Origin of the sequence: Alkalihalophilus pseudofirmus OF4 (assembly GCF_000005825.2) — a bacterium.
In the GTDB taxonomy this organism is placed as follows: Bacteria; Bacillota; Bacilli; order Bacillales; family Bacillaceae_D; genus Alkalihalophilus; species Alkalihalophilus pseudofirmus.
This window is the reverse complement of the sequence record NC_013791.2, coordinates 53,243-76,457: the sequence shown is the minus strand read 5'-3', so window position 1 is coordinate 76,457 and position 23,215 is coordinate 53,243. Positions and strand designations below refer to the sequence as shown.

Below are 23,215 nucleotides of genomic sequence, written 5' to 3'. Positions count from 1 at the left end.
AACAGGATAAATCACTCATTTGCTAGGAGATGGGGGGGATATGCTGAAGAAAGATGAGGAAAAGTTCTTTGTTTAAAATGGTTCTATTGGCAAACTCCCCACTTACGAGAGCACAAAAAAACTTGAATCTGAATAGATCCAAGTTTGAATATGTATATGGTAGCGGCGGAGGGAGTCGAACCCACGACCTCACGGGTATGAACCGTACGCTCTAGCCAGCTGAGCTACACCGCCATATATTGTGTGTCATCAACGTGTCATTAACGACAAGTATTACTATACACCCTTCTTTTAAAAGAGTCAACCCATTTAAATCATTTTTTTATATTCTTTTTTAGACCAGTCTATACAACGTTTTATGAAAAGTAAAAGACAAGCATTTCTGCTTGTCTTATATTTGTATAAAGAAGCTGACAGCAAGTTAACCACGGCGAGCGCCACGACCGCCACGCTTAGACTCCGTTTGACGCTTGATGGTTGAAAGACGCTCCTCACTATCTTTTAAGAAACGACTCATCTTATCTTCAAATGATGGTGCTGGTCTGCTGTTTGTCCGAGGACCACGATTTCCACCTTGTGGACCTCTTCCGCCGCCTTGCGGACGCGGCGGACGTCCTGATGGGCTTGGACGACTAGGACGTGCAGGTCTTTCGGAACCTTCCGGACGGTCTTTTGCTTTACGAATGGATAAACCGATCTTTCCATCCTTCTCCACATTTACAACCTTAACTGTAACTTCTTCTCCAACCTTTAAAAACTCATTAATATCCTTAACGTAATTATCAGCAACTTCACTGATGTGTACAAGGCCGGTAGAACCACCCGGTAACTCAACAAACGCTCCAAAATTTGTAATTCCAGTAACCTTACCCTGCAACTTGCTGCCTACTTCAATTGACATGAAAAAATAGATCCTCCTTAAGAAATCTGTAAATATTCGTTTCCTACATTATACCCGAATGAAAAAAAGGTGTCAATCAGCTGAAGAATCTGGAAGTTTAAACAATGTTTCCCCAGGCTTGGACAAATAATAATCCCTTCTCGCAATCTCTGCTATATAGTCCAGATCATTATAGTTAATGATTTCTTGTTCAAGTCTCTTTTCCTCTGCTTTCAATAACTCAAGCTCTTGTTCAAGAGCCTGCTTTTCTTCTTGTTTTTCATTTATGGTTGATGCTTGGGCATAAAATGTCACAGATGCAATTCCAGCGAGTATAAATCCGAAAATACCCAGCACACTTAATCTACGGATCAACCCTCTGCGTTTCTTTGCTTGAAACTCAAGTTCCTGCTCCCGCTTTTCAATGTACTGTGAATCCATTTCTCGCACGGTTGACGAACGCTTTGTGACCATTTTTATCCCCTCCTTACTCTTTCTTTTTCCGCATCGCCTTTATATATTCCTTTATTTTCAAAAAATAAGGCGAAAGTTTTTTATAAGCTCTATCTATTCGTGTGGCTTTTCCGATTAAACGCAAGGCCCATCTTAACGGCCTCCAGATGATTCTGAAGATAAATAAAAAGATAGCCACAATAGCAGTTACTACCATCATACCTAACGTATAAAGCAGTTTCAATACGTACTTTACAGGAACAATAAGTAGGATATTGAACAATTTTGTGACAAACCGGTAAAAAGCAATAGATAAACGAATAATTAATTCTAATGAGCGCTGATAAGTGTTCTGAAGCAGCGCTTTATAGCAGGCGTAGCCGCATAAAATAGCTAAAAATACATAAAACCTGACTTCACCATGATTTGATTCAAGGAGTACATAAAAAACGATCAGCCCTTGAATCAGCCAAAATAATACATCTTTTAAGGCCGTCAACCAGTGAAAGGAGCGTCGTTTTCGAAGGAAGCGTCCATACGTATCAATCGCTGCACCGAGCCAAATGCCCATCGCAGCCATTGATACCATTGTGTAAAATTGAACCGTCAGACTCACTTGAATAGCTTCCCAAAGAACCCTTTGGATTTATCTTGCTGGCTCTGATCAAGATAGACAAAGTCATCAATTTTCCCTTCGATGGACACAAGACCGAGTTCAACATTAAGGTTTTTCATATGAAGATTACGCCCTCTGACTGATAAAAATCCCATTACTGTTTCCAACAGAAACTCTTCATTATCAAAGCTCTCTACTTGTTTTACACCAGTAATATCTAATTGTTTTCTCCCGCGCAGGGTAATATCATGATCATTATTCTTTCTTTCCCGCCCCATTGGAGTTCCAAACTCATATTGATCCGTCATTTTATCTTCCCCTCTCTGTTCTTTACCACATGTGTATGAACTGAGCAAAAAAAATAGAACAAGCTCCCATTACGGGGCTTGTTCCTACTTTCTTACAGTGAGTGATTATCTTTTAAAGATTCTTCTTTTACTATCGTATACATGGAGCCTGCCTCTTCTTTACGGCTCGTTTCTTTCACTTCATTAATTTCTACCGTTACAAGCTTCTGACCGAACCTAACTACCAGTTCATCTCCAGCTTTCACATTTGACCCTGCTTTCGCTTGCTGGCCATTTATGCTGATTCGGCCTTGGTCACATACTTCTTTAGCTAGTGTGCGTCGTTTAATTAAACGAGATACTTTCAAAAATTTATCTAGTCTCATATGTGTCTCTCCCCTATTTATAAGTAGATTTAGATTCGTCCCAAAGCTGATCAAGCTCTTCTAACGTGCAATCTGTCATTTCTTTGTTCGTCTTCTTCACCTGCTGTTCAATGTAAGTAAAACGATTTTTAAATTTTTGATTTGTTAAGCGCAGTGCTTCTTCTGAATTTATTTTATAAAAGCGCGCGATATTAACAATCACAAACAAAATATCACCCAGCTCTTTTTCCATATTTTCTTTATCGCCTGCACCCACTTCTTCACGGAATTCGGCAAGCTCTTCAGTAAGCTTATCCCACATCGGCTGAACATCATCCCAATCAAAACCTACACGGGCTGCTTTTTTCTGAAGCTGATCTGCTGTCATCAGGGACGGCAGACCTTTTGGAATCCCATCTAGCATGCTCTCTTCTTTGTTCCCTTTTTCAGCCTTCTTAATCTCTTCCCAATTTGCAAGCACAGCTTCTGCATCTTCTGCACACTCATTTCCAAATACATGCGGATGGCGGCGAATCATTTTCTCTGTAGTTGATTCGATGATATCACCGATAGAGAACCAGCCTTCATCTTCTCCAATTTGAGCATGAAGCATGACTTGCAAAAGGACATCTCCAAGCTCTTCAATAAGATGATCATCATCCTCTTCATCAATCGCTTCTAGCACCTCGTACGCTTCTTCAATGAGGTACTTTTTTAATGATTGATGCGTCTGTTTTTTATCCCACGGGCACCCATCTGGTCCTCTGAGTGCCGCTATGACTTCACGTAATCTTGTAAACTCTGCAGCCAGTAAGGCCCCATCTTTAACAGGGGGCACGTAGACCGCAGTTAAATTATTTAATGTGGTTGCATGATCTAGTTCATATAAAGGAACCTTAGTCAGTTGTTCTTTAGCTGATCCGACTGCTGTTGCAATAACGACTTCATAATCATCAGGCAGTCGCTCCATTAATGTTAATTTCACATCAGATGCAATCATCGCATCATATACTTGGACAATAATGATGTGGTGAGTCAGTTCAAGCTCGTCTCGATTTAGTGCCGTTCCATCAACGATCTGACACCCTTCAATCGGATCAATCTTAAGAGCATTATACATCGGGTCAAGAAAGCTTTGCCCTCCTAAAAATTCAAGATGGATCTCTTTATCCTTCGTTTCATCGAGTAATAATTGGATCGTCCTCTCAGCGACAAAGGGATGCCCCGGCACCGCATAAGTAATAGCTCCTTCTGATGCGGCCTCTATAAGCTGTGCAGTAATGCTTCGGTATACATCTTCAAATTGATCAAATTGCTCATATACGTGATCAAACGACTGAAACGTAACACCTTCATGACGCAGCTCGTCTAAAACAGGATGGTCTTCTGTGCGGACATACAGCACTTCTGCTTGCTTCAAGTGACGATACACCCCAAGCGGCATCTGCTCTAAATCTCCCGCTCCGAGCCCTATAATATTAATTATACTCATGTCTTATCCCTCTTATCTTCTGCGCACCTTTAAGCGCAGCTTATTTAATTTCGGTACAGCCTGCCATTCTTCCTCCTTAAGAATCGGTAAAAAGAAGAAGTACCACCCGATCACTGCACCTCCAGCCATCACGGTTGATAAGGCGGCCGCAGCTGCTTGAATTCTGCTTCCTTCCATATCAAACAGGTAAGATACCAATCCACCCCATGTAAACGTTACGACAATAAGCAAAATCATTGCGCCAAAAAACAGCCAGTAGTACTGATTCGATCTTATGACAAAGCCTTCAAGCTTTCTAATTATTACTAATTGAACAAGCGCCATGCATGCAATAGCTGCAACCGTTGACACGGCACTTCCTAGCGTTCCTATAACAGGGACTAAAAGAATATTAAGCCCAAGCTTCACGAGAATACCAAGGCCCATAACCCAAGCTGGTATATGAACATAACCATATCCTTGCAAGATGGCAGCCGTTGTTAAATAAATCGAGCTAAAGAATATAGCGAAGGCTAAAACAGCCAAAACTTCAGAACCACGGGAATTACCATATAACATAATATTAGCCGGTTCAATGATCATAAAAAGTCCGATAGAAGCTGCTCCGCCGATAAATAACGTTAACCGCATAGCTAAATCACGATAAAAACCTGCTTTTTCTCTTTCCTTTGCGGCGATTGCTTGTGCGATCAGCGGCACGAGAGCCAATGAGAATGTGGTTGTCACAATCGTCCCAAGCTGTAATAACGGCTGCCCGCGATCATACACTCCTTTAGCAGCATAGGCATGCTCTCCTATTAATCCAAAGTTTTGAAGGAGTGGAATCATCGTAAATGCATCAATAAATTGAATAAAAATAAATAATAGCGCACTGATACAAATGAAAATACCTTGTTTAAAAAGCAAGGAGTGGATGGATAACACTTCCTTGAGTGATGCCCCACTCACCTTCAGCCATTCCGTCCAAGCGATAGATTTTGATAAGAAAATAATTACAATCACACCAACAACTCCCCCGATTAAGGATCCATATACTGCCCCCTTGCCTGCATCATACGGGTTAGCGGTTTGACTCATAATCACGACAACAAAAATAATAATCATCGCAACTCGCACAAACTGTTCGCTGATGTGAGAGATCGCTGTCGGAAGCAATTCACGCCTTGCTTGGTGAAGGCCTCTTCCTACACTTAAAAAGGGAATAAACCAAAATGTTAAACTCACTGCACGCAGCGGTGCAGTTAATTGCGTATCTCCCATAACCTGCGCTAACAGCGGTGCACTAAAGTACATAGCAGCCCACGCTGCTGCAGCTAGAACGAGTAAGCCATAAAAGGAAACCGCCACTGTCAGCCTCGCCCTCTGTACTTGTCCTGCTGCTTCTAGTTCAGCCACTCGTTTTGAGATGACCACCGGAAATCCATACATAGACAAAAGCATGACCAAACCATAAAAAGGGTAAAGCTGCTGATACACATAAAACCCAATATCACCCGCTATATTTTGATAGGGGATTCTATACCCTGCGCTCAATATTTTCGCAAACAAAGCAGCAGCAGATAACGCCATCGCACCTTTAATCAGTTGATGGCTTTGTTCTTGTTGCAAATGTTGTCCTCCTCCACTTATATACCTTTCCTTATCATAATAAAATTGGGTAATGAAACCAAGTATTACCCCGCATATTTTACGGTTAGTGAATTAAGGTTAATGGTTTAAGATTAATGAATTTAAGGTTAATGAAAAGGAAAAAGCTTGTCCTCCCATACAGGAGACAAGCTTTGACTTTTAATGTTCCATTTGACGAGCTAAAAAGCTAGCTGCAGTCTCTGCAAGCTTTTGTTCTAGCGATCCATTCAAGCTTTGTTCTTTATTGAAAATTACAACAGCCCCAATAGGATCTCCATTTGCAATAATCGGAGCCACGACAAATCCTTTAAGACTGTCAGTATGATCTCCAACTAAGTTGTACTCACCAGAGTTAGCTTCAAGCTTAGACTTTCGGTCATCCATTGCCATCTCGACAATTTCTCCGATTGCTTTATTAGAGAACTCTTTTTTCGATGCGCCTGCCACCGCGATATATGTATCACGATCAGCGATCAACACATGGTGATTTAGGCTGTCATACAACGCCTCTGCGTACTCTTTTGCAAAATCACCAAGCTCTGAGATCGGAGAATACTTTTTCAAGATGACTTCTCCGTCACGATCAACAAAGATCTCAAGAGGATCTCCTTCACGGATGCGAAGGGTTCTGCGGATTTCTTTCGGGATTACGACACGACCTAAATCATCAATACGTCGTACTATGCCAGTTGCTTTCATGCTGCTGTGCCCCACTTTCTGAAGATGTAATAGTCTTGATGTGTCTACGTTTAAAAGTGTGAAATCATCGCTTCATACTACTATTATCCGTTTAATAAAAAGAACTATTCACCAATTCAAGAATTTGTTTACCTCTATTGCTTACATCTTCATCGAAAGTAAGGGCACACCCATTTTTTAAACCGTATTACTTGTTGTTTGCTTTCTGCTCTTTGGAATGCTTTGCAGGATTGATTCAACTTTACTGATTAGCTTTTCATCGTCGATATTTTTTGTTTTAATGACAAATTTAATTTTTTCACCAGACGTACCAAGAGTTACCTCTCTGCCTAAGGAATGCGCCATTTCAAATAACATCGCCCCGTCCATCTCTTTTGATGTTTCAGGCGAGAATAAAATATCGATTTGATTTTTCGCTTCTACAATCGATTCGACTCGCTCCTTAGTGGCACGCAGCTTGATTTCTGTGAGACGCAGGAGATACTCAACCTGCTTTGGATATTCGCCGAAACGATCAAACATTTCATCTTTTAAATCAGCGAGATCTTCTATTGTTTCACAGCCTTTAAATCGTTTATACATTTCAATTTTCTGCTTAGCATCTTGAATATAGCTCTCTGGTATATAAGCATCCACTTTAATATCCATCTCAACTTGGAATGGAGGCTCTTTCGGTTTATCCCCTTTACGCTCTTCAATCGCTTCTTTAAGCATTTGAGAGTACAAGTCAAACCCGACCGATTCAATAAAGCCATGCTGCTGTGCACCAAGCAGGTTACCAGCTCCGCGGATCGTTAAATCGCGCATGGCAATTTTAAATCCTGACCCAAGTTCTGTGAACTCTTTAATGGCTTGGAGTCTTTTTTCAGCGACCTCAGTCAGCACTTTGTCACGCTGATACGTAAAATACGCATAAGCAACTCGGTTAGAACGTCCTACCCGCCCTCTAATTTGATAAAGCTGTGAAAGTCCCATTTTATCTGCGTCATTGATGATCAGCGTGTTTACATTTGGGATATCTACTCCCGTTTCAATAATTGTGGTTGTGACAAGAACATCGCTGTTTCCTTCTAAGAAATCAAGCATAATAGACTCAAGTTCCCGTTCATTCATCTGACCGTGGGCAAACGACACTTTTGCATCAGGAACAAGCATCGAGATCTGTTCTGTCATCCGCTCAATATCTTCAACTCTGTTGTAGAGGAAATACACTTGACCGCCTCGCGTTAATTCACGCTCAATGGCTTCCCTGATAAGCGAGGCATTATATTCGACCACATACGTTTGAACCGGAAAGCGGTTCTCAGGCGGTGTCTCAATAACGGATAAATCACGAACTCCAAGCATGGACATATGGAGCGTACGCGGTATAGGTGTGGCTGTTAATGTAAGAACATCAATATTTGCCTTCAATTGTTTAATCTTTTCTTTATGAGTGACCCCAAAGCGCTGTTCTTCATCAACAATTAGAAGACCGAGATCTTTAAAAACAATATCTTTTGAAAGCAGACGGTGTGTACCAACGATTAAATCAACAGAACCTGCTTTCAAGCCTTTCAGCGTCTCTGTTTGTTCTTTTCTTGAGCGGAAACGGCTAAGGACTCCAATATTAATTGGAAAATCAGAAAATCGTTCTTTAATCGTTTCGTAATGCTGCTGAGCTAAAATGGTGGTAGGAACTAATATAGCTACCTGTTTGCCATCCATAATGGCTTTAAAAGCAGCTCGTATAGCAACTTCAGTCTTCCCATACCCTACATCCCCGCACAGCAGGCGGTCCATCGGTCTTTCTTTTTCCATATCTTCTTTAATTTCTTCCACTGCTCTGATTTGATCTTCCGTTTCTTGATATGGAAATGTCCCTTCAAAATCAGCTTGTTCAGCCCCGTCTTTTGAGTAGGCATAGCCCTTGCTTGCTTCACGTTCAGCATATAATTTAATTAAATCATCCGCTATGTCTTCGACTGAAGATTGAACTCGCTTCTTCACTTTCTTCCAGTCATTTCCGCCCAGTGCATAAATTTTAGGATCTTTTTCTTCTGACCCTACATACTTTTGCACTTGATCAATTTGCTCAACAGGTACGTAAAGTTTATCATCACCAGCGTAACGCAAGTGCAGATAGTCTTTGTGCAGGCCGTTGATTTCAAGCGTTTCAACACCTAAATATTTACCGATCCCGTGGTTCGTATGAACGACTAAATCTCCGACCTTTAATTCGGAGTAGCTTTTAATACGCTCTGCATTTGATAACTTTTGCTTATTACGCTGTACACGTTTTTTCTGCTTGGCGTATACTTCTTCCTCAGTAATGACGACAAGCTTATGAGACGGCAGCTCAAAACCACTGTTTAACTGGCCAACCATTAAGTGAACCGTATTTTCAGTAAGCTCCGTCGCCCTCTCTACTACATGAGCGTCTATGCCTTCTTCATCTAAGTTTAATGCAAGTCGTTGCGCACGCTCTTTAGTGCCCGCTAAAAATACAATCGCATAGCCGGATTTTTGCCAGCGCTTTACTTCTGATTGCAGAAGCTGCATTTGCCCATGAAAGTTTTGCATCGATTTACACGTGAAATTCACCACATTTTCTGGGCTCGTTGATGGAATGTGCTTTAAGAATAACGATAAATAAACAATCGAATGAGAAGACTTTTTCATACCCTCTAGTGCATCTAGTGACATCGTTGCTTCATGTACTGTCTCTCCCTGCGCTAGGAGGGCCGTGCTCCATTCTGCTTCTTCTTTCTCTAAGTTGTCTGCCATCTCTTTAACCCGGCTCATCTCATCAATAATAATCAATGCATCATCTGGCAGATAAGAGAGTAACGTACTCTTTACCTCATAGTAAAAAGACATGTATTTATACATACCTTGGAAGCTCGAGCGCTGTTTGAGCTGACCAATTTCATAAGAAATATTTTGAGACAGCTTTTCTTTAGTTTGTTTAGCTTTTACTTTCTTTAAGGTAGCTGACAGCTGTTCTTGGAGCCTGTTAGCTGCGTGTTGGTAATGCTGATCTTGTAAAATAACCTCTTCGGCTGGCCCGATGGTGATTTCTTTCAATTCTTTTTCAGAGCGTTGCGTTTCAATAAGAAACGTTCTGATTGAATCAATTTCAGTATCAAATAATTCGACACGGATAGGGTTTGATTCAGTTAAAGGATAAATATCAATAATGCCCCCTCGCACACTGAACTCTCCTGGAGATGACACCATATCCACACGCTCAAACCCCATCATAACCAATTTTGTAATCACATTATGGATCTCGCCGATATCCCGGCCCACAGAGATATTTAATTGGCTGTCCTTCCATAAGTAAGTTGGAGGCAGCAACCTTCTTATCCCTGCTAAAGGAACAATGATAATCCCTTCAAAGCCAGCTACTAATTTATTTAATACGTCTAAACGCTGTGATTTCATTTCAGGACTAGCAATGGCAATTTCCGAGGAAATAAGCTCATTAACTGGATAAAGATGAACGTCCTCTTCTCCTACTAAGTCAATTAAATCCTCATACACCTTCTGTGCTTGAAAAAGATTATGAGTAATGACTACTTGCGTCTTTTTCGTTTCCTTGTATAAAGCAGCCATTAACAGCGTCCGGCTAGAACCTGTTAAGCCTGAGAGCAGCTGCTCTTTCATTCCAGCTTCAACACTAGATGAAACCGCTTTAACCTCATCATTTACTAGAAAATACTTTTGCAATCCTAACATGTTGTTCCCCCTGTTATTCAACACCTATTCTACTTTGTTTATTGCTACTCTGCCTTTTTAAGTAGTATGACAAAACAAATCAACTTTTTTGTCTTTAGCAGACTTTCATTTTTCATTTAAGCAGACCAATTCTATGCATACCAATTCGCATAATCGTTTTATTTATAACTATGTTCGACTTATAATAGCACTTACCTGCCACTTATTAAAATTTCAAAACAGAAAAACGCTTTGGCATATTGCCAAAGCACTTCCTGAAAGCTTATAACAGCCCATATTAATTGCTATTATTGATTGCTATTATTGAATAAATGTATCTAATTCATAAAAATCAGGATTTCTCGTTAATGCTTCTTCGCAATCATCACACACTACGTTCACATAGAGATCTCCATTGGTTTGATATGATAACATATCTTGTCTTTCATTAGACGTTAAATGGTCAAAACCAAGTGACCTAGCATCTGTGTGGCTTTCTAGCTGACCAATATTCGTTTTGCAATGTCTGCAATAATAATGAATAGCCATAGAATACCCCTCCTCACTTCACATACTCTTATACCTTCAGTATGATCATGTCATAAGGAGCCTATGCACAAACATTCATGCATAATGGGACAATTAATTAAATTGGTTCATTACCTCTAGAAAAGGTTTTTCAGTCCAAGCTTCTACAGCTTTAGCTGCTTGTACTATCGATTCATTCACTGCTTCTCGTTCATCAGGATGATACGTTCCTAATACGTAATTAACAATAGGTTCGCCGTTTTTAGGTCGATCGATCCCAACTCGAATTCGTTTAAATTTATCGGTTCCCAGATGTTGGATAAGCGATTTAATACCGTTATGACCACCAGCGCTGCCTTTTTGACGCAGACGGATCTTTCCAGCCGGCAAATCCAAATCATCGTAAATGACGACTAAATCCTCAATATCGATATTAAAATAATCAAGGAGAGGCCTTACCGACTCTCCAGATAAGTTCATGTAAGTAAGGGGTTTTAAGAAGAATACTTTTTCCCCATTGATTACCTTTGTGCCATACACTCCCTTGAACTTAGCTTGATCTAGTTCTACCCCAAGCTCTTTTGCACAGTAATCAATAATATCAAAACCAATATTATGACGAGTCCCTGCATACTTTGCGCCAGGGTTACCAAGCCCCACGACTACTTTCACCTTGTCACAACCTTTCAGTTGCAACGCCCTAAAAAGGTATAACCTCGCGGCTATACCTTTTTAAACGTAAACAACATCTTATTCGCTTATTATTCTTCTTTTTCTGAATCAGAATCGTCTTGATTAATTACTTCTGGCTCTTCATTTGAATCAGCTTCTTCATCCGTCTCTTCTACTACTGTAGGAGGCTGGACTGTCACAACTGTTTCTTCGTCTTCATTTGTAATATCAACAGAGACTTTATCACGTAAGTCTGTAATCTGAATTGAATCACCAATATTCAACCCAGATACATCAACTTTGATTTCCTCTGGAATATCATTAGGAAGACATTTCACTGAAATATCATAAAGCAAATGAGAAAGCACGCCGCCTTCTTTTGTTCCCGGCGCTTCACCTGTTAAGCGTACAGGTACATCAGCATCAATCTCTGATTTCATATCGACTTCAAAGAAATCAACGTGTACATACTCATTTTTAAGCGGATCGATTTGTACATCATGGATCATGACTTGATGTTTGCTTCCATCAACATTTAAAGAAAACAATCCATTCTTTCCTACCTCACGAACCGTCTTTAAAAATTCTACACTTTCTACATATACAGGCTTACTCTCAATCTTATTACCATATAATATAGCTGGAACATGTCCATCTTTTCGAATCTGTCTTGTTGCAGAACCTGTTAAGTCTGTACGTGGATTAGCTTGTAATGTTGTTGCCATCATTATCACCTCTAATTAGATTCCATTGCGTCTATATACTTTGTTCCCTAATTACATCGATTTAAAACGGCTTTTATGAAATTATCTCATTTAAACAGCATTACACTTGCAAAAAATTCCGCTGTACAATCTTTCTATTAATCAAATAGCTTACTTACTGATGCGTGCTCATGAACACGGATAATTGCCTCACCCATTAATGCAGCAACTGAAAGCGGAGTAACCTTTTCAATCTTCTTATCTTCATCTAACGGAATTGTATTTGTAACTACTAATTCCTTAATCTTAGAGTTATCAATACGCTCCATAGCAGGGCCTGATAATACAGGGTGCGTACAACATGCATACACTTCTTTTGCACCGTGTTCTACTAAGGCATTAGCAGCTAATGTAATTGTGCCTGCTGTATCAATAATATCGTCAATAATAATCGCTGTTTTGCCTTCAATGTTACCGACAATATTCATCACTTCGGCTACATTCGGCTTAGGACGGCGTTTATCAATAATAGCAATTGGTGCTTTTAAGCGATCAGCCATTTTACGTGCACGAACAACTCCGCCATGATCTGGAGAAACGACAACAATATCATCAAGCTGCTTTTCTTGGAAATAGTCGGCTAAAATAGGTACACCCATTAACTGATCAACTGGAATATCGAAGAAGCCTTGAATTTGAGTAGCATGTAAATCAAGAGTTAATACTCGCGTAGCACCAGCTGTTTCAATAAGGTTCGCCACAAGCTTTGCAGTGATCGGCTCACGCGCACGTGCTTTACGGTCTTGACGTGCATAACCGTAGTATGGCATCACAACATTAATTGTTTTAGCTGATGCACGTTTCATTGCATCAATCATAATTAACAGCTCCATAATATGTTCATTTGCTGGAGCTGATGTAGATTGAATCAAATACACATCGCAGCCGCGAATACTTTCTTCGATATTAATTTGAACTTCTCCATCACTAAAACGAGTTACAGAACTTTTCCCAAGAGGAACTCCGATATGCTCTGAGATTTCATGAGCTAAGTCCTTATTTGAGTTTAATGTAAAAACCTTTAAGCTTGGATCACCATATTTAGCCATTATAAATACCCTCCAGATAATAATGTATCAATACACTCACTTGTTTTGTGCATGGCACTTTTAACACGTATTATTTCTTTTGATAACCTTCTTTATTTGTTTGACGAGCACGAGCGATCGATAACGCTTCGCCAGGTACATCATCTGTAATTGTCGAACCCGCTGCAACGAGGGCATTTTTACCGACTGTAACTGGTGCAATCAAATTGGCGTTACAACCTACAAAAGCACCGTCTTCAATCTTTGTTAAAAACTTATTTTTACCGTCATAATTTACCGTTACGGCACCACAGCTGAAATTCACATCTTCACCAATCTCAGCATCTCCAATATAACTTAAATGAGAGGCTTTGCTGCGATTGCCAAGTGTAGATTTCTTCACTTCAACAAAGTTTCCGATACGTACCTCGTTGCCGATTTCTGATTTTGGTCTGATATGAGCAAACGGTCCAATTGCCACATCGGTCCCTGCCTCACTGTCATGAACAACCGACTGACGGATCGTTGTACGATCTCCAATTTTACTGTCTTTAATCTCAGAATGAGGGCCGATCACGCACTCAGATCCAATTGTCACATCACCTTTAATAACGGTTCCCGGATAAATTACTGTATCTTGACCGATCGTAGCATCTGTAGAAATATACGTGTGGTCTGGATCAATCAGGGTTACCCCTTGGCGCATCCAATGTTCATTCGTACGTTGCTTCATAATTTTCTCTGCTTGTGCTAAAGCAACTCGATCATTCACTCCAAGCGTTTCCTCAAACTTAGGTGTTTGATAAGCCGCAATGACTTCGCCTTGCTGCTGCAAGATCTCAATTACATCAGGCAGATAATACTCGCCTTGAGCGTTATCATTTCCGACATTTTTTAAAGAAGCAAATAAAGCCTCATTGTCAAAGCAGTACGTTCCTGTATTAATTTCTTGAATATTCTTCTCTTCTTCTGTCGCATCTTTATGCTCAACAATTCGTTCAACAAGCCCTTCATTATTGCGAACGATACGTCCGTAACCCATTGGATCATCTGCTAGAGCTGTTAGAATAGATGCTTTAGCCCCTTCTTGTTCATGATGAGCTAAAAGCTTCTCAATCGTTTCAGACGTTAAAAGTGGTGTATCTCCACATAAAACAACCGTAACCCCTTTTTTATCTGCAAGAATATCTTCTGCTTGCATAACTGCATGACCGGTTCCAAGTTGTTCTGTTTGGACAGCATACTTCACTTGATCACCAAGCTGCTCTTGTACTACTTCTGCTCCGTGACCTACGATTGTGACTGTTTCATCAAAGCCAAGCGCTAAGACTTGATCAACGACATGTTGAACCATTGGCTTTCCATTTACAGGATGAAGCACTTTATAAAGTTTTGATTTCATTCTCGTTCCTTGACCTGCTGCTAAAATAACCGCAAACCGATTACTCATGGTTTCCCCCCAAGTGTTCCTTTTTCCATTACGAATATATCCTAAAACCGCTGTCTTTTCAAGGACTGTTCACCAGTTGTATCAAACTGGATATGTCAGCTTCTTGAACTTTTCACTTTAACAGCGTGGCAGAGGGAACGAGACCACGACAAAGTAAAAAATTATGGTAGGCTGATCACCTTGTTATAAAAAAGCTAAACTAAAAATAAAAAGCCTATCAAAAATGATAGGCTCAGAAGGTTCTACGAAGCACCAGCTTCCTCATATTCAACTTCTTCTAATTCTCCAGCTCGTTCGTACTCGCTTAGAACAGCCGTTTGAATTTTATCACGTGTACGAGAAGAGATAGGGTGAGCAATATCTCTAAACTCTCCATCAGGTGTGCGTTTACTTGGCATTGCTACAAATAAACCATTGTTTCCATCAATTACACGGATATCATGAACGACAAATTCATGATCAATCGTAATGGATGCAATCGCGCGCATCCGGCCTTCTGTATTCACTCGACGTAATCTCACATCTGTTACCTGCATGTTGTCACCACCTATAAAAGTAGATTATTCATGCTATAACAATTCTCTGTAAAATTACTATTTCCTTCTTTTATAGAAAGAAAATTTATAATCTTTTTATTTTAGCTGTTATACCTATTTATTTCACTGCACAAAAAAGACCATGCACAGAGCATAGTCTTCAAAATGTCTGATTCTTATTTAACTAAAGCAATCACTTCAATTTCAACAAGAACGTCTTTTGGAAGACGCGCAACCTCTACGCAAGATCGAGCAGGTTTGTGATTGTTGAAATATTCGCCATATACCTCGTTAATGCGAGGGAAATCATTCATATCTTTAATAAATACAGTTGCTTTTACTACAGACTCAAGTGAAGCACCAGCTTCTTCTAGAACCGCTTTAAGATTTTTGAATACTTGATGCGTTTGTTCTTCCACTGTGCCGTTAATCAAGTCTCCATCTGCAGTCAACGGAATCTGCCCTGAGCTGTAAAACATATTGTTTACAATAATTCCTTGTGAGTATGGGCCAATAGCATCTGGTGCATTGTTTGTGTGAACTACTTTCATGATAAATCCTCCTCTGCAATCGGTACAAGTTTTTCAAGTACATTGCCCGCTTCCACTTCAATCGTCTTTTCTTTGACATTTACATCGGATAAACGGGTAATCGACATATATTCATCGACAAGGCGCTCTTCTACTTCTTCTGATTCAACTAAAACTCCGATACCAACCAGTTCAGCTTGGAACTCCTCTAATAAATCCATCATACCACGAATTGTTCCTCCAGCTTTCATAAAATCATCGACAATGAAGACTCTTGAACCTGGAGCCAAGCTTCTTCTAGCAAGTGTCATCGTCTGAATACGCTTTGAAGACCCTGAAACATAATTGATACTTACCATGGATCCTTCCGTCACACGGTGATCCCGCCTTACGATACTGACAGGCACATCTAAATATTCGGCTACCGCATATGCAAGCGGAATCCCTTTTGTTGCGACAGTCATAACCGCATCAATTTTTTTGTGAGCGAGGACTGAGGCAAATAGTCTCCCGACATCACGAATGAAACGAGGACTGCCTAATAAATCCATCAAATATAAATAACCGCCAGGCAAAATACGGTCTGCCACGGCTAATTGCTCGATGACTTCATCGACAATCTGGCTCGCTTCTTCTTTGCCTACCTTTGGCATGAACTTCACACCGCCGCTTGCACCTGGAATGGTCAAAAGCGTGCCATAGCCTTCTTGCTCGAATATTTCTTTGACAATGACTAAATCTTCACTTATCGATGATTTAGCCGATTGATATCTTTCTGCAAAATACGTAAGTGATATTACTTCATGCGGATGTTGCAGCATGTAGTAAGTCATATCGACCAGCCGTCCGCTTCGCTTTAATTTTTTCATAATACCCCCACTAAAACCGAATGATTACTTATAAGATATCACTTTTGTACGGTTTTTAGCAAGTAGACTAGGAGCGAATTAATCGAACTGCATGTACATCACTGCAGAAACCACGCAAGCCATTATAGACTCTATGCAGCCTGGATTCTTTTTCCACTAGGCCAAATACCGTCGGACCGCTTCCGCTCATTAATACGCCGTCTGCACCAAAACGCTGCATCTGTTCTTTAATATGGCGGACTTCCGGATGCATCTCGAGAGTGACCGTCTCAAGAACATTATGTAGATGATCACAGATCCCATTAAAATCTTGATTCTTAATCGCTTTAATCATCTCTTCTGTTTTAGCATGTTCTACTTCTTCTACCTTTAATCTTTTGTAAACATCTGCTGTAGATACCCCGATTGGCGGCTTGGCAAGAATAACCCAGCAAGGCGGCGGTGATTCGATATGTGTAATGATCTCTCCACGACCTGTTGCTAATGCTGTGCCTCCGTATACACAAAATGAAACGTCCGAACCAATTTCTGCACCGATACGAGCCAGTTCATCTAGACTTAATCCAAGTGCCCAAAGGTCATTTAACCCTTTTAATGTTGCCGCAGCGTCACTGCTGCCCCCAGCAAGTCCAGCAGCAACCGGAATTCGCTTCGTAATATAAATGGATACACCTTGCTTCACTTGATAACGTTCTTGAAGCAGTGAAGCCGCTTGATAAGCTAAATTACGATGATCGCTAGGTACAAAGCCTTCTGACACATCCACCTTGATTTTTCCGTCTTCAGTCAAGGTCAAATCAATGCGGTCAGCAAGGTCTACTGTTGTCATAATCATTTCTACTTCGTGATAGCCATCTTCTCTTTTTCTAATTGCATCTAATGATAAATTAATCTTCGCAGGAGCTTTAACTGAACATTTCACCATTGTCACCTTCTATACTATCCATTTGCTTACGTTATTTTATCACTTGTTCATCCAACATACCACAGCAACGACATTTTTATACTAGAAATGGGGCCCATTATAGATGTATAAAAAGCCGAGGCAGATGCCCCGGCCTTCATTTCCATTATTTTGACCCTTCTTGCTCCGCTAACTGCCTCTCAGCTATCTCTACTGCTCGTTTGACCATGTTTCCAGCATCTCTAGAACGGATACCGCCCCAGCCTTCTTTTTGAACCGTATCATAAAAGCCAAGCTCACGCGCCAGCTCTTCTTTGAATTGCTCAGACATCACACCACGTCTTCTGCTCACGATAATCAGCTCCTTATAAGAAATCGCTAACGAAACAATGCAAATAAAATGAACAAGCCGTCAATCATTTGTGACGACAGTTATAGCTTGTGCTGCATATAAAAAAAGATGACTCCCTAATGCTGGCATTAGGGAGTCACTGTATGTCATCTATGATGATTCTATGTTGGACTTACTTAAGGGCTTGGGCACTTTCACCCTCATCACATAACATAAGTTCCACAGTTTCAGTTAAGATATCTGCGTAACTATACGATACACGTTCAAATGCATTCTGTTGTTCATCTAATTTCACGATGAAAACTGAAGGGTATGTTTCTTCTAAAAGCCCAGAACGTTCCATCGTTTTACGACGGCCGCCATTGGCTTTAATTGTAATCCGTTTACCAACATTGGCATCTAGTGCACGCTTAATGTCTATCAACGTTTTTCCCATTATTACACCCCACCTCACTCTTATATGTAGTATAGCACGCTTATCTAATTTTGTCAAATAAATTTTAAATTATATCAATTGGACATATCTATTGTCAATGCTTTCAACAAAATCCGTGCAACTATTTTTTTATACTTCTTTATTTTGTCTAAGTTTGTCTTATTTTATGTACATATTCTATATTTTCCTTATAAAAAACAAGAGTATCAGCCCTCTTCTGGCTGATACTCTTGTTTGGTCGGCATTCCTCGTCTCATGACTCCTCGGGTTTCAATGCCCCCGAGCCCCTTTTCTCCAGTGATTGTATTTCGCAGCACATCCCACAAACCAATCCGGTCCATAAAAGAGGTTAAACTTACTCGAGCGGCTATATAAACAGGGTCAAGGGCGTGGATATTCACCCGTTCAGGAGAGCTTGCAAAATTAGCCCCTGCCCTGATCAATGTTTCAAAATGAGATTGGCATGCTCCTGCGAAAATAACTAATTCATCGCGATGAGCAACATGCTTCCTAGCAATCCTCACGCATTCAGCAAACTGCTTTGTATGCCGGTAAGAACGTAGGTCATTCTCGTCGCCTTTTCCTTTCAAAAAAGCATCGTGCCCTGTCACGACTAAAATATCTGGCTGTACCATTTCAAGAAGAGAGCCTATCTGCGCTGGCATTTCCTTTTCAGGCACATGCACCCCGTAAACTGGTACGCCAAGCCTCTCATAAAGATCTGTACATTTACGTAAATAGAGCGGATCACCGTCTAGATGCAGCACTCTTCCCCGCATCTCAAAAAAGGTTGCTTCCGCTTCATAACCAGATGTTGACTCATATTCATTACGTTCTTTCATCAGCTTAGCATCCTGCCTGAAAAGCCGGTAAGAGTTTAATTCTTTTTCTAAAGCCTTCTCTCTCCGCTTCGTACGTTCCTCTTCTGAAATAAGCACTAGGTCATTTAAGGGGGCATCTGCCCACAGGCGCATTTCTTCACCTACAAGCTCTACTGTATCCCCGCTGATTTTTTGTACTCTAAATAGTAAGTCGCAATTGTAGGAAAGCCGAGCCACAATATCTCCAACTTTTAATTTCACGGCACTTCCCCCTCTCAACTCAGACTATGTCAAAAAGGGGAAAACGGTGCTAAGGTTGGAGGATTTTATACAAGCTGTCACTAAGTTTTGCAAACTCTTCAATAGAGAGTGTTTCGCCACGTCTTTTAGGATCAATGTCTGCTTCAGCTAATGCTTGCTCAATTTCAGCTTTTTGGCTTTTAGAAGCCAGGTTGTGAACTAAGTTATTTAAGATCGTTTTACGGCGGTTTGCAAAGCTCGCATGGAACACTTTAAAGAAGTATTGCTCATCTATAACTTCGACCGCCGGCTTCTGTCTAATCGTTAAACGAAGAACAGCTGAGTCCACTCTTGGCTGTGGTACAAAGACAGAGGCAGGTACAGTTAAGACCTTTTCAGCTTCTGCATAGTACTGAGCGGCAATTGATAAAGAACCATAATCTTTCGTACCTGGCTTTGCTGCAATTCGTTCAGCCACTTCTGCTTGGATCATGACAACGATCCCTCGAATAGGAAGCTTTAATTCTAACAGCTTCATCAAAATCGGCGTCGTTACATAATAAGGCAGGTTTGCAACCACCATTAAGTCTTGACCATCTTTAAAGTGGGCCTTGATCGCTTCGTTAATATCCGCTTTTAACACATCAGAGTGAATGATTTGAACATTATCATATGGCGATAGAGTATCTTTTAGAACAGGCAGTAAGCGCTGGTCAATCTCAAACGCTACGACTTGATCTACTCTTTTAGCCAGCTGTTCAGTAAGCGCTCCGATCCCAGGTCCAATTTCAATCGCACCTGAGGTTTCATCGAGATTCGCTGCATCAACAATATTACGTAAGACGTTCGTATCAATCAAAAAGTTTTGACCTAAACTCTTCTTAAAGTTAAACCCGTATTTCTTAAGTATTTCTTTTGTTCGATTTGGTGTTGCTATATCTTTATGTGCTGTCTCTTTATTTGTCAGATCGTTATTCATTTGTTTCCTCCTCATACACCTTTATTAATGCCTCTTTAAATTCCTGCTCCGTTATATGAAAGGCATGAAGCCTTTTAAGTAATTGTTTTCCATTAGCATACCCTATTTTTAAATGCAGCCCTAGAAGCTCTCTGCGCTGTTTGCTAAGAGGACCTCCTATTAAGCCTGCTGCATGTAAATCGTCCCAGGTGATGGTCTCAAGCGGCTCCTCGTAGGTTTCATGCACATTTTTTAATGCTTCTTTTATCGCCTCAATCGAAGCATTCTCCACACCTAAATCATCACCATTTTTCGATATAGCCTCTTTCTTTGGAAGGAATGCATGCTTTACGCCAGGTACAGCTTGGCTTACAATTTTCCTGATCCGCTCGCCAGGGTAATCTGGGTCGGTTAAGACAATGACACCTCTGCGCTCTTTCGCCAGTGCAATCCTCTCTAGACATGATTTATTAACAGCAGACCCATTTGTTTCAATGGTATCTGCATCCACTGCACGTTTGACAGCCACTGTATCGTCTCGCCCTTCTACGACGATAACTTCTTTAATTTTCATCCAAGAACTCCTTTACGCACTCATTCTCTATGATCTTTATATTGTAGACCGTTTTACCATAAAAAAAAAGCACAGAACGATAACGCTCTGTGCATCCACGGAACTATAGACGAATGTTAATCTAAAATCGTGATTTTAACTGACTTACGTCCCCAACGTCTTGCATCTTCTTTCGTCGGAACATGGACGTCAATCTTATTACCCTTAATTGCACCGCCTGTATCACCCGCTACAGCAGTCCCGTATCCTTCAACATGAACACGAGATCCAAGAGGGATTACACTTGGGTCAACAGCAATCACTTTCATATTACGATTATTATTCAAATTAATTCCAGTTGCTGTCACACCGCTGCACCCGCTGCATGAAGCTGTATAAGCAGTTGCTGTCACAGTCATCGTGCGTCCGCTGCTAGCTTCAGATGATCCGCCTGATGATTGGCCGCCTGATGAGTTATTCGTACTTGGACTAGGGCTAGGGCTAGGGCTTGCACTACGCGAAACACTAGGTGCAGCCGGACGTGTACCTACTGCAACTACACGATCTTGGCTTTCCTTTACGGTTTCCGTTTTAACTAGCTCACGAGAAATTTCTTCCCCGTCTTCTAGCACCACTTCATAATGCTTATTAACCTGGCCTTCTTCACCAGCATTCACTACTTTTTCTTTTCCATTTTCAAGGTCTTCATCTCGTTTGGTAACCGTCCCAAATGCAACGGTTTCTTCCACAACATCGGTGACTTTTTCTACACGAATCACTCGGATGTCTGTTGCTTCGTCTATGCGTTCTTCTAACGCAGGTTCGACTCGGTCAAGCTCTCCTAATGTAACATTCTCTCTTTCTAAAAAGTCAGCGACAGTCGTCGAAGTTGTCCAAAATTCTTGTTGTTCACCGTCACTAGTAAGCTCAACTTGAAAGGCAGATTCATAGTTTACAGCTAAATCCTCTGAAATTTCTGTAGTAACTGCTGGTTCAATATTATCATGATCTGTATAGGCAATATCTAGTTCGTGTAAAAGCTCCTCAATCGTATCAGCAGTCGTCCACACGTCTTGCTCTTGACCATCAATTGTTATAGCTACTTGCTTTGCAGGCTGCCACGTTACAAGCATATTCCCATCAATCTCTGTATCAAGCGATGGTTCGATATGATCATATTCGTTAACATCCCATTCCTGCTCCATCATCAATTCAGCAACAGTTGATGCATGTGTTTGAACGGTTACTTCTTCTTCATCAACCATAACCGTTACTGTTGCCTTCGTCGTCTCGTATACAGCGTAAATTACCACGCCAACGAAGAGAATGAGACTTATGACGGAGATGACTAGTTTCATCAGAGAACCATTCCCTGGAAGAAACCTGCGTATATTCGCTTCCATGTCATCCATTCCTCCTTCTCAACGTCCGAATTATAAACACTGTACCTCCTTTTTGTCAACTGACTAAATTTGGGCATCTTGCCGCATCGACTTTATTATCCATGAAAAATGCGGCTAAGAAAACCCTAATTTCTCGACACGTCCACTCTATGCGAGTCCTTTGTCGTGTAGAACAAAAACGAATGAAAAAGTTTATAGACAAGCCCCGTCACATAGCGACAAAACCTGCTATCGATTTATGCCAAAAAGTCTTTTTGCATTCTCACGAGTTGTATTCGCCACCTCATCCACATTTACCTCTTTTAGCCCGGCAATTTCTTCTGCAACAAGCTTCACATACGCCGGCTCATTACGTTTTCCTCTGTATGGATGCGGGGCAAGATACGGACAATCCGTTTCGATTAATAAACGGTCCATCGGGATATGCTTAGCTACCTCTTTGGGCCTTCTTGCATTTTTAAAAGTAACGGGTCCCCCAAGTGAAATATAGAAATTCATCTTTAAGCACCGTTCGGCAATCTCCACACTTCCCCCAAAACAATGCATAATACCGCCGACTTCTTCTGCCTTTTCTTCTTCAAGAATATCGACAATATCCTGATCTGCTTCACGATTATGAATGACAATCGGCAGCTTAACCTTCTTCGCCAGCTGAATTTGTTTTCTAAATACCTCTTTTTGAATTTCTTTTGGAGATTTGTCCCAATGATAATCTAGTCCCATCTCACCTAGTGCGACGACTTTCGGATGTGCAGCAAGCTCTTCTAGCCAAACTAAGTGTTCATCTTTCATATCAATTGCATCAACAGGGTGCCAGCCAACAGCAGCATATAACATATCGTATTTTTCTATTAACTCGAGCGCGCGATTAATTGTTTTTTCGTCAAATCCGACAACGACCATTTCACTTACCCCGGCTTCTTTAGCCCGGTTGATTACCTCTTCTACATCATCTTCAAACTGATCAGCATTTAAGTGTACATGTGTATCAAATAACATTTTTACACTGCCTCCTAGCAAATTATATTAGTAAAATAAATAACAAAAGGAG

The 23,215-nt window shown here is 40.8% G+C and carries 25 protein-coding genes and 1 tRNA gene; all 26 read right to left on the bottom strand.

Going from position 1 to position 23,215, the window contains the following annotated elements:
- Positions 1-157: 157 nt before the first annotated feature.
- Positions 158-234, bottom strand: a tRNA-Met gene (locus tag BPOF4_RS00360).
- Between the two features lie 187 nt (positions 235-421).
- Positions 422-901, bottom strand: coding sequence for a S1 domain-containing RNA-binding protein (locus BPOF4_RS00355; RefSeq protein WP_012957084.1), 480 nt, complete (start codon positions 899-901; stop codon positions 422-424).
- Between the two features lie 72 nt (positions 902-973).
- Entirely contained in the window at positions 974-1,354 is a 381-nt protein-coding gene (locus BPOF4_RS00350) for an FtsB family cell division protein (protein WP_012957083.1), read from the bottom strand.
- 13 nt (positions 1,355-1,367) lie between these two features.
- Positions 1,368-1,949 (bottom strand): spore cortex biosynthesis protein YabQ, encoded by a 582-nt coding sequence (gene yabQ, locus BPOF4_RS00345; protein ID WP_012957082.1) that lies wholly within the window; start codon positions 1,947-1,949, stop codon positions 1,368-1,370.
- On the bottom strand, positions 1,946-2,257 hold the full coding sequence (gene yabP, locus BPOF4_RS00340) for a sporulation protein YabP (protein ID WP_012957081.1): 312 nt from the start codon (positions 2,255-2,257) through the stop codon (positions 1,946-1,948). The genes yabQ and yabP overlap by 4 nt, the downstream gene beginning before the upstream one ends.
- A 92-nt stretch (positions 2,258-2,349) precedes the next feature.
- Positions 2,350-2,622 (bottom strand): RNA-binding S4 domain-containing protein, encoded by a 273-nt coding sequence (locus tag BPOF4_RS00335; RefSeq protein WP_012957080.1) that lies wholly within the window; start codon positions 2,620-2,622, stop codon positions 2,350-2,352.
- Between the two features lie 13 nt (positions 2,623-2,635).
- Positions 2,636-4,093 carry a bifunctional methyltransferase/pyrophosphohydrolase YabN gene (gene yabN / locus BPOF4_RS00330; RefSeq protein WP_012957079.1) on the bottom strand — a complete coding sequence of 486 codons (1,458 nt, stop codon included), beginning with the start codon at positions 4,091-4,093 and terminating at the stop codon, positions 2,636-2,638.
- A gap of 12 nt (positions 4,094-4,105) precedes the next feature.
- Positions 4,106-5,701, bottom strand: coding sequence for a putative polysaccharide biosynthesis protein (locus BPOF4_RS00325; protein ID WP_012957078.1), 1,596 nt, complete (start codon positions 5,699-5,701; stop codon positions 4,106-4,108).
- A gap of 180 nt (positions 5,702-5,881) precedes the next feature.
- Positions 5,882-6,421: a stage V sporulation protein T gene (gene spoVT, locus BPOF4_RS00320; RefSeq protein WP_012957077.1), complete on the bottom strand. Its 540-nt coding sequence runs from the start codon at positions 6,419-6,421 to the stop codon at positions 5,882-5,884.
- A 177-nt stretch (positions 6,422-6,598) separates the two neighbouring features.
- Positions 6,599-10,141 carry a transcription-repair coupling factor gene (gene mfd, locus BPOF4_RS00315; RefSeq protein WP_012957076.1) on the bottom strand — a complete coding sequence of 1,181 codons (3,543 nt, stop codon included), beginning with the start codon at positions 10,139-10,141 and terminating at the stop codon, positions 6,599-6,601.
- 300 nt (positions 10,142-10,441) lie between these two features.
- Positions 10,442-10,669 carry an anti-sigma-F factor Fin gene (locus BPOF4_RS00310; RefSeq protein WP_012957075.1) on the bottom strand — a complete coding sequence of 76 codons (228 nt, stop codon included), beginning with the start codon at positions 10,667-10,669 and terminating at the stop codon, positions 10,442-10,444.
- Between the two features lie 93 nt (positions 10,670-10,762).
- On the bottom strand, positions 10,763-11,320 hold the full coding sequence (gene pth, locus BPOF4_RS00305) for an aminoacyl-tRNA hydrolase (RefSeq protein WP_012957074.1): 558 nt from the start codon (positions 11,318-11,320) through the stop codon (positions 10,763-10,765).
- 89 nt (positions 11,321-11,409) lie between these two features.
- Positions 11,410-12,045 (bottom strand): 50S ribosomal protein L25/general stress protein Ctc, encoded by a 636-nt coding sequence (locus tag BPOF4_RS00300; RefSeq protein WP_012957073.1) that lies wholly within the window; start codon positions 12,043-12,045, stop codon positions 11,410-11,412.
- A 137-nt stretch (positions 12,046-12,182) separates the two neighbouring features.
- Positions 12,183-13,133: a ribose-phosphate diphosphokinase gene (locus BPOF4_RS00295; RefSeq protein WP_012957072.1), complete on the bottom strand. Its 951-nt coding sequence runs from the start codon at positions 13,131-13,133 to the stop codon at positions 12,183-12,185.
- 70 nt (positions 13,134-13,203) lie between these two features.
- Entirely contained in the window at positions 13,204-14,562 is a 1,359-nt protein-coding gene (glmU, locus tag BPOF4_RS00290) for a bifunctional UDP-N-acetylglucosamine diphosphorylase/glucosamine-1-phosphate N-acetyltransferase GlmU (RefSeq protein WP_012957071.1), read from the bottom strand.
- Between the two features lie 242 nt (positions 14,563-14,804).
- Entirely contained in the window at positions 14,805-15,098 is a 294-nt protein-coding gene (gene spoVG / locus BPOF4_RS00285) for a septation regulator SpoVG (RefSeq protein ID WP_012957070.1), read from the bottom strand.
- A 176-nt stretch (positions 15,099-15,274) separates the two neighbouring features.
- Positions 15,275-15,649 carry a RidA family protein gene (locus BPOF4_RS00280; protein WP_012957069.1) on the bottom strand — a complete coding sequence of 125 codons (375 nt, stop codon included), beginning with the start codon at positions 15,647-15,649 and terminating at the stop codon, positions 15,275-15,277.
- The gene (gene purR / locus BPOF4_RS00275) at positions 15,646-16,497 is read right to left on the bottom strand and encodes a pur operon repressor (protein ID WP_012957068.1); all 852 of its coding nucleotides are present in this window, start codon (positions 16,495-16,497) and stop codon (positions 15,646-15,648) included. The genes BPOF4_RS00280 and purR overlap by 4 nt, the downstream gene beginning before the upstream one ends.
- 67 nt (positions 16,498-16,564) lie before the next feature.
- Entirely contained in the window at positions 16,565-17,419 is an 855-nt protein-coding gene (gene ispE / locus BPOF4_RS00270; protein ID WP_041822527.1) for a 4-(cytidine 5'-diphospho)-2-C-methyl-D-erythritol kinase, read from the bottom strand.
- 148 nt (positions 17,420-17,567) lie between these two features.
- Positions 17,568-17,753 carry a small, acid-soluble spore protein, alpha/beta type gene (locus BPOF4_RS00265; protein ID WP_012957065.1) on the bottom strand — a complete coding sequence of 62 codons (186 nt, stop codon included), beginning with the start codon at positions 17,751-17,753 and terminating at the stop codon, positions 17,568-17,570.
- Positions 17,754-17,925: 172 nt separating this feature from the next.
- Positions 17,926-18,189 (bottom strand): biofilm formation stimulator Veg, encoded by a 264-nt coding sequence (gene veg / locus BPOF4_RS00260; protein WP_012957064.1) that lies wholly within the window; start codon positions 18,187-18,189, stop codon positions 17,926-17,928.
- A 206-nt stretch (positions 18,190-18,395) separates the two neighbouring features.
- Positions 18,396-19,271: a sporulation peptidase YabG gene (gene yabG / locus BPOF4_RS00255; protein WP_012957063.1), complete on the bottom strand. Its 876-nt coding sequence runs from the start codon at positions 19,269-19,271 to the stop codon at positions 18,396-18,398.
- A gap of 49 nt (positions 19,272-19,320) precedes the next feature.
- A complete protein-coding gene (gene rsmA / locus BPOF4_RS00250; protein WP_012957062.1) occupies positions 19,321-20,229 on the bottom strand; it encodes a 16S rRNA (adenine(1518)-N(6)/adenine(1519)-N(6))-dimethyltransferase RsmA in 909 nt (302 codons plus the stop codon).
- Positions 20,222-20,782: a ribonuclease M5 gene (gene rnmV / locus BPOF4_RS00245; protein WP_012957061.1), complete on the bottom strand. Its 561-nt coding sequence runs from the start codon at positions 20,780-20,782 to the stop codon at positions 20,222-20,224. The genes rsmA and rnmV overlap by 8 nt, the downstream gene beginning before the upstream one ends.
- 116 nt (positions 20,783-20,898) lie before the next feature.
- Positions 20,899-22,164: a G5 and 3D domain-containing protein gene (locus tag BPOF4_RS00240; RefSeq protein WP_012957060.1), complete on the bottom strand. Its 1,266-nt coding sequence runs from the start codon at positions 22,162-22,164 to the stop codon at positions 20,899-20,901.
- Positions 22,165-22,392: 228 nt separating this feature from the next.
- Positions 22,393-23,163, bottom strand: coding sequence for a TatD family hydrolase (locus BPOF4_RS00235; RefSeq protein WP_012957059.1), 771 nt, complete (start codon positions 23,161-23,163; stop codon positions 22,393-22,395).
- Positions 23,164-23,215 lie beyond the last annotated feature (52 nt).

What these genes read in the sequence shown, in the direction of transcription:
- BPOF4_RS00235 (WP_012957059.1), bottom strand. Translation starts at nt 23,163, where the DNA reads ATGTTATTTGATACACATGTACACTTAAATGCTGATCAGTTTGAAGAT.
- BPOF4_RS00350 (WP_012957083.1), bottom strand. Translation starts at nt 1,354, where the DNA reads ATGGTCACAAAGCGTTCGTCAACCGTGCGAGAAATGGATTCACAGTAC.
- spoVT (WP_012957077.1), bottom strand. Translation starts at nt 6,421, where the DNA reads ATGAAAGCAACTGGCATAGTACGACGTATTGATGATTTAGGTCGTGTC.
- BPOF4_RS00300 (WP_012957073.1), bottom strand. Translation starts at nt 12,045, where the DNA reads ATGGCAACAACATTACAAGCTAATCCACGTACAGACTTAACAGGTTCT.
- rnmV (WP_012957061.1), bottom strand. Translation starts at nt 20,782, where the DNA reads ATGAAAATTAAAGAAGTTATCGTCGTAGAAGGGCGAGACGATACAGTG.
- mfd (WP_012957076.1), bottom strand. Translation starts at nt 10,141, where the DNA reads ATGTTAGGATTGCAAAAGTATTTTCTAGTAAATGATGAGGTTAAAGCG.
- glmU (WP_012957071.1), bottom strand. Translation starts at nt 14,562, where the DNA reads ATGAGTAATCGGTTTGCGGTTATTTTAGCAGCAGGTCAAGGAACGAGA.
- BPOF4_RS00240 (WP_012957060.1), bottom strand. Translation starts at nt 22,164, where the DNA reads ATGGAAGCGAATATACGCAGGTTTCTTCCAGGGAATGGTTCTCTGATG.
- BPOF4_RS00280 (WP_012957069.1), bottom strand. Translation starts at nt 15,649, where the DNA reads ATGAAAGTAGTTCACACAAACAATGCACCAGATGCTATTGGCCCATAC.
- rsmA (WP_012957062.1), bottom strand. Translation starts at nt 20,229, where the DNA reads ATGAATAACGATCTGACAAATAAAGAGACAGCACATAAAGATATAGCA.
- BPOF4_RS00355 (WP_012957084.1), bottom strand. Translation starts at nt 901, where the DNA reads ATGTCAATTGAAGTAGGCAGCAAGTTGCAGGGTAAGGTTACTGGAATT.
- BPOF4_RS00310 (WP_012957075.1), bottom strand. Translation starts at nt 10,669, where the DNA reads ATGGCTATTCATTATTATTGCAGACATTGCAAAACGAATATTGGTCAG.
- BPOF4_RS00335 (WP_012957080.1), bottom strand. Translation starts at nt 2,622, where the DNA reads ATGAGACTAGATAAATTTTTGAAAGTATCTCGTTTAATTAAACGACGC.
- yabN (WP_012957079.1), bottom strand. Translation starts at nt 4,093, where the DNA reads ATGAGTATAATTAATATTATAGGGCTCGGAGCGGGAGATTTAGAGCAG.
- BPOF4_RS00295 (WP_012957072.1), bottom strand. Translation starts at nt 13,133, where the DNA reads ATGGCTAAATATGGTGATCCAAGCTTAAAGGTTTTTACATTAAACTCA.
- spoVG (WP_012957070.1), bottom strand. Translation starts at nt 15,098, where the DNA reads ATGCAGGTAACAGATGTGAGATTACGTCGAGTGAATACAGAAGGCCGG.
- yabP (WP_012957081.1), bottom strand. Translation starts at nt 2,257, where the DNA reads ATGACGGATCAATATGAGTTTGGAACTCCAATGGGGCGGGAAAGAAAG.
- veg (WP_012957064.1), bottom strand. Translation starts at nt 18,189, where the DNA reads ATGGGAAAAACGTTGATAGACATTAAGCGTGCACTAGATGCCAATGTT.
- purR (WP_012957068.1), bottom strand. Translation starts at nt 16,497, where the DNA reads ATGAAAAAATTAAAGCGAAGCGGACGGCTGGTCGATATGACTTACTAC.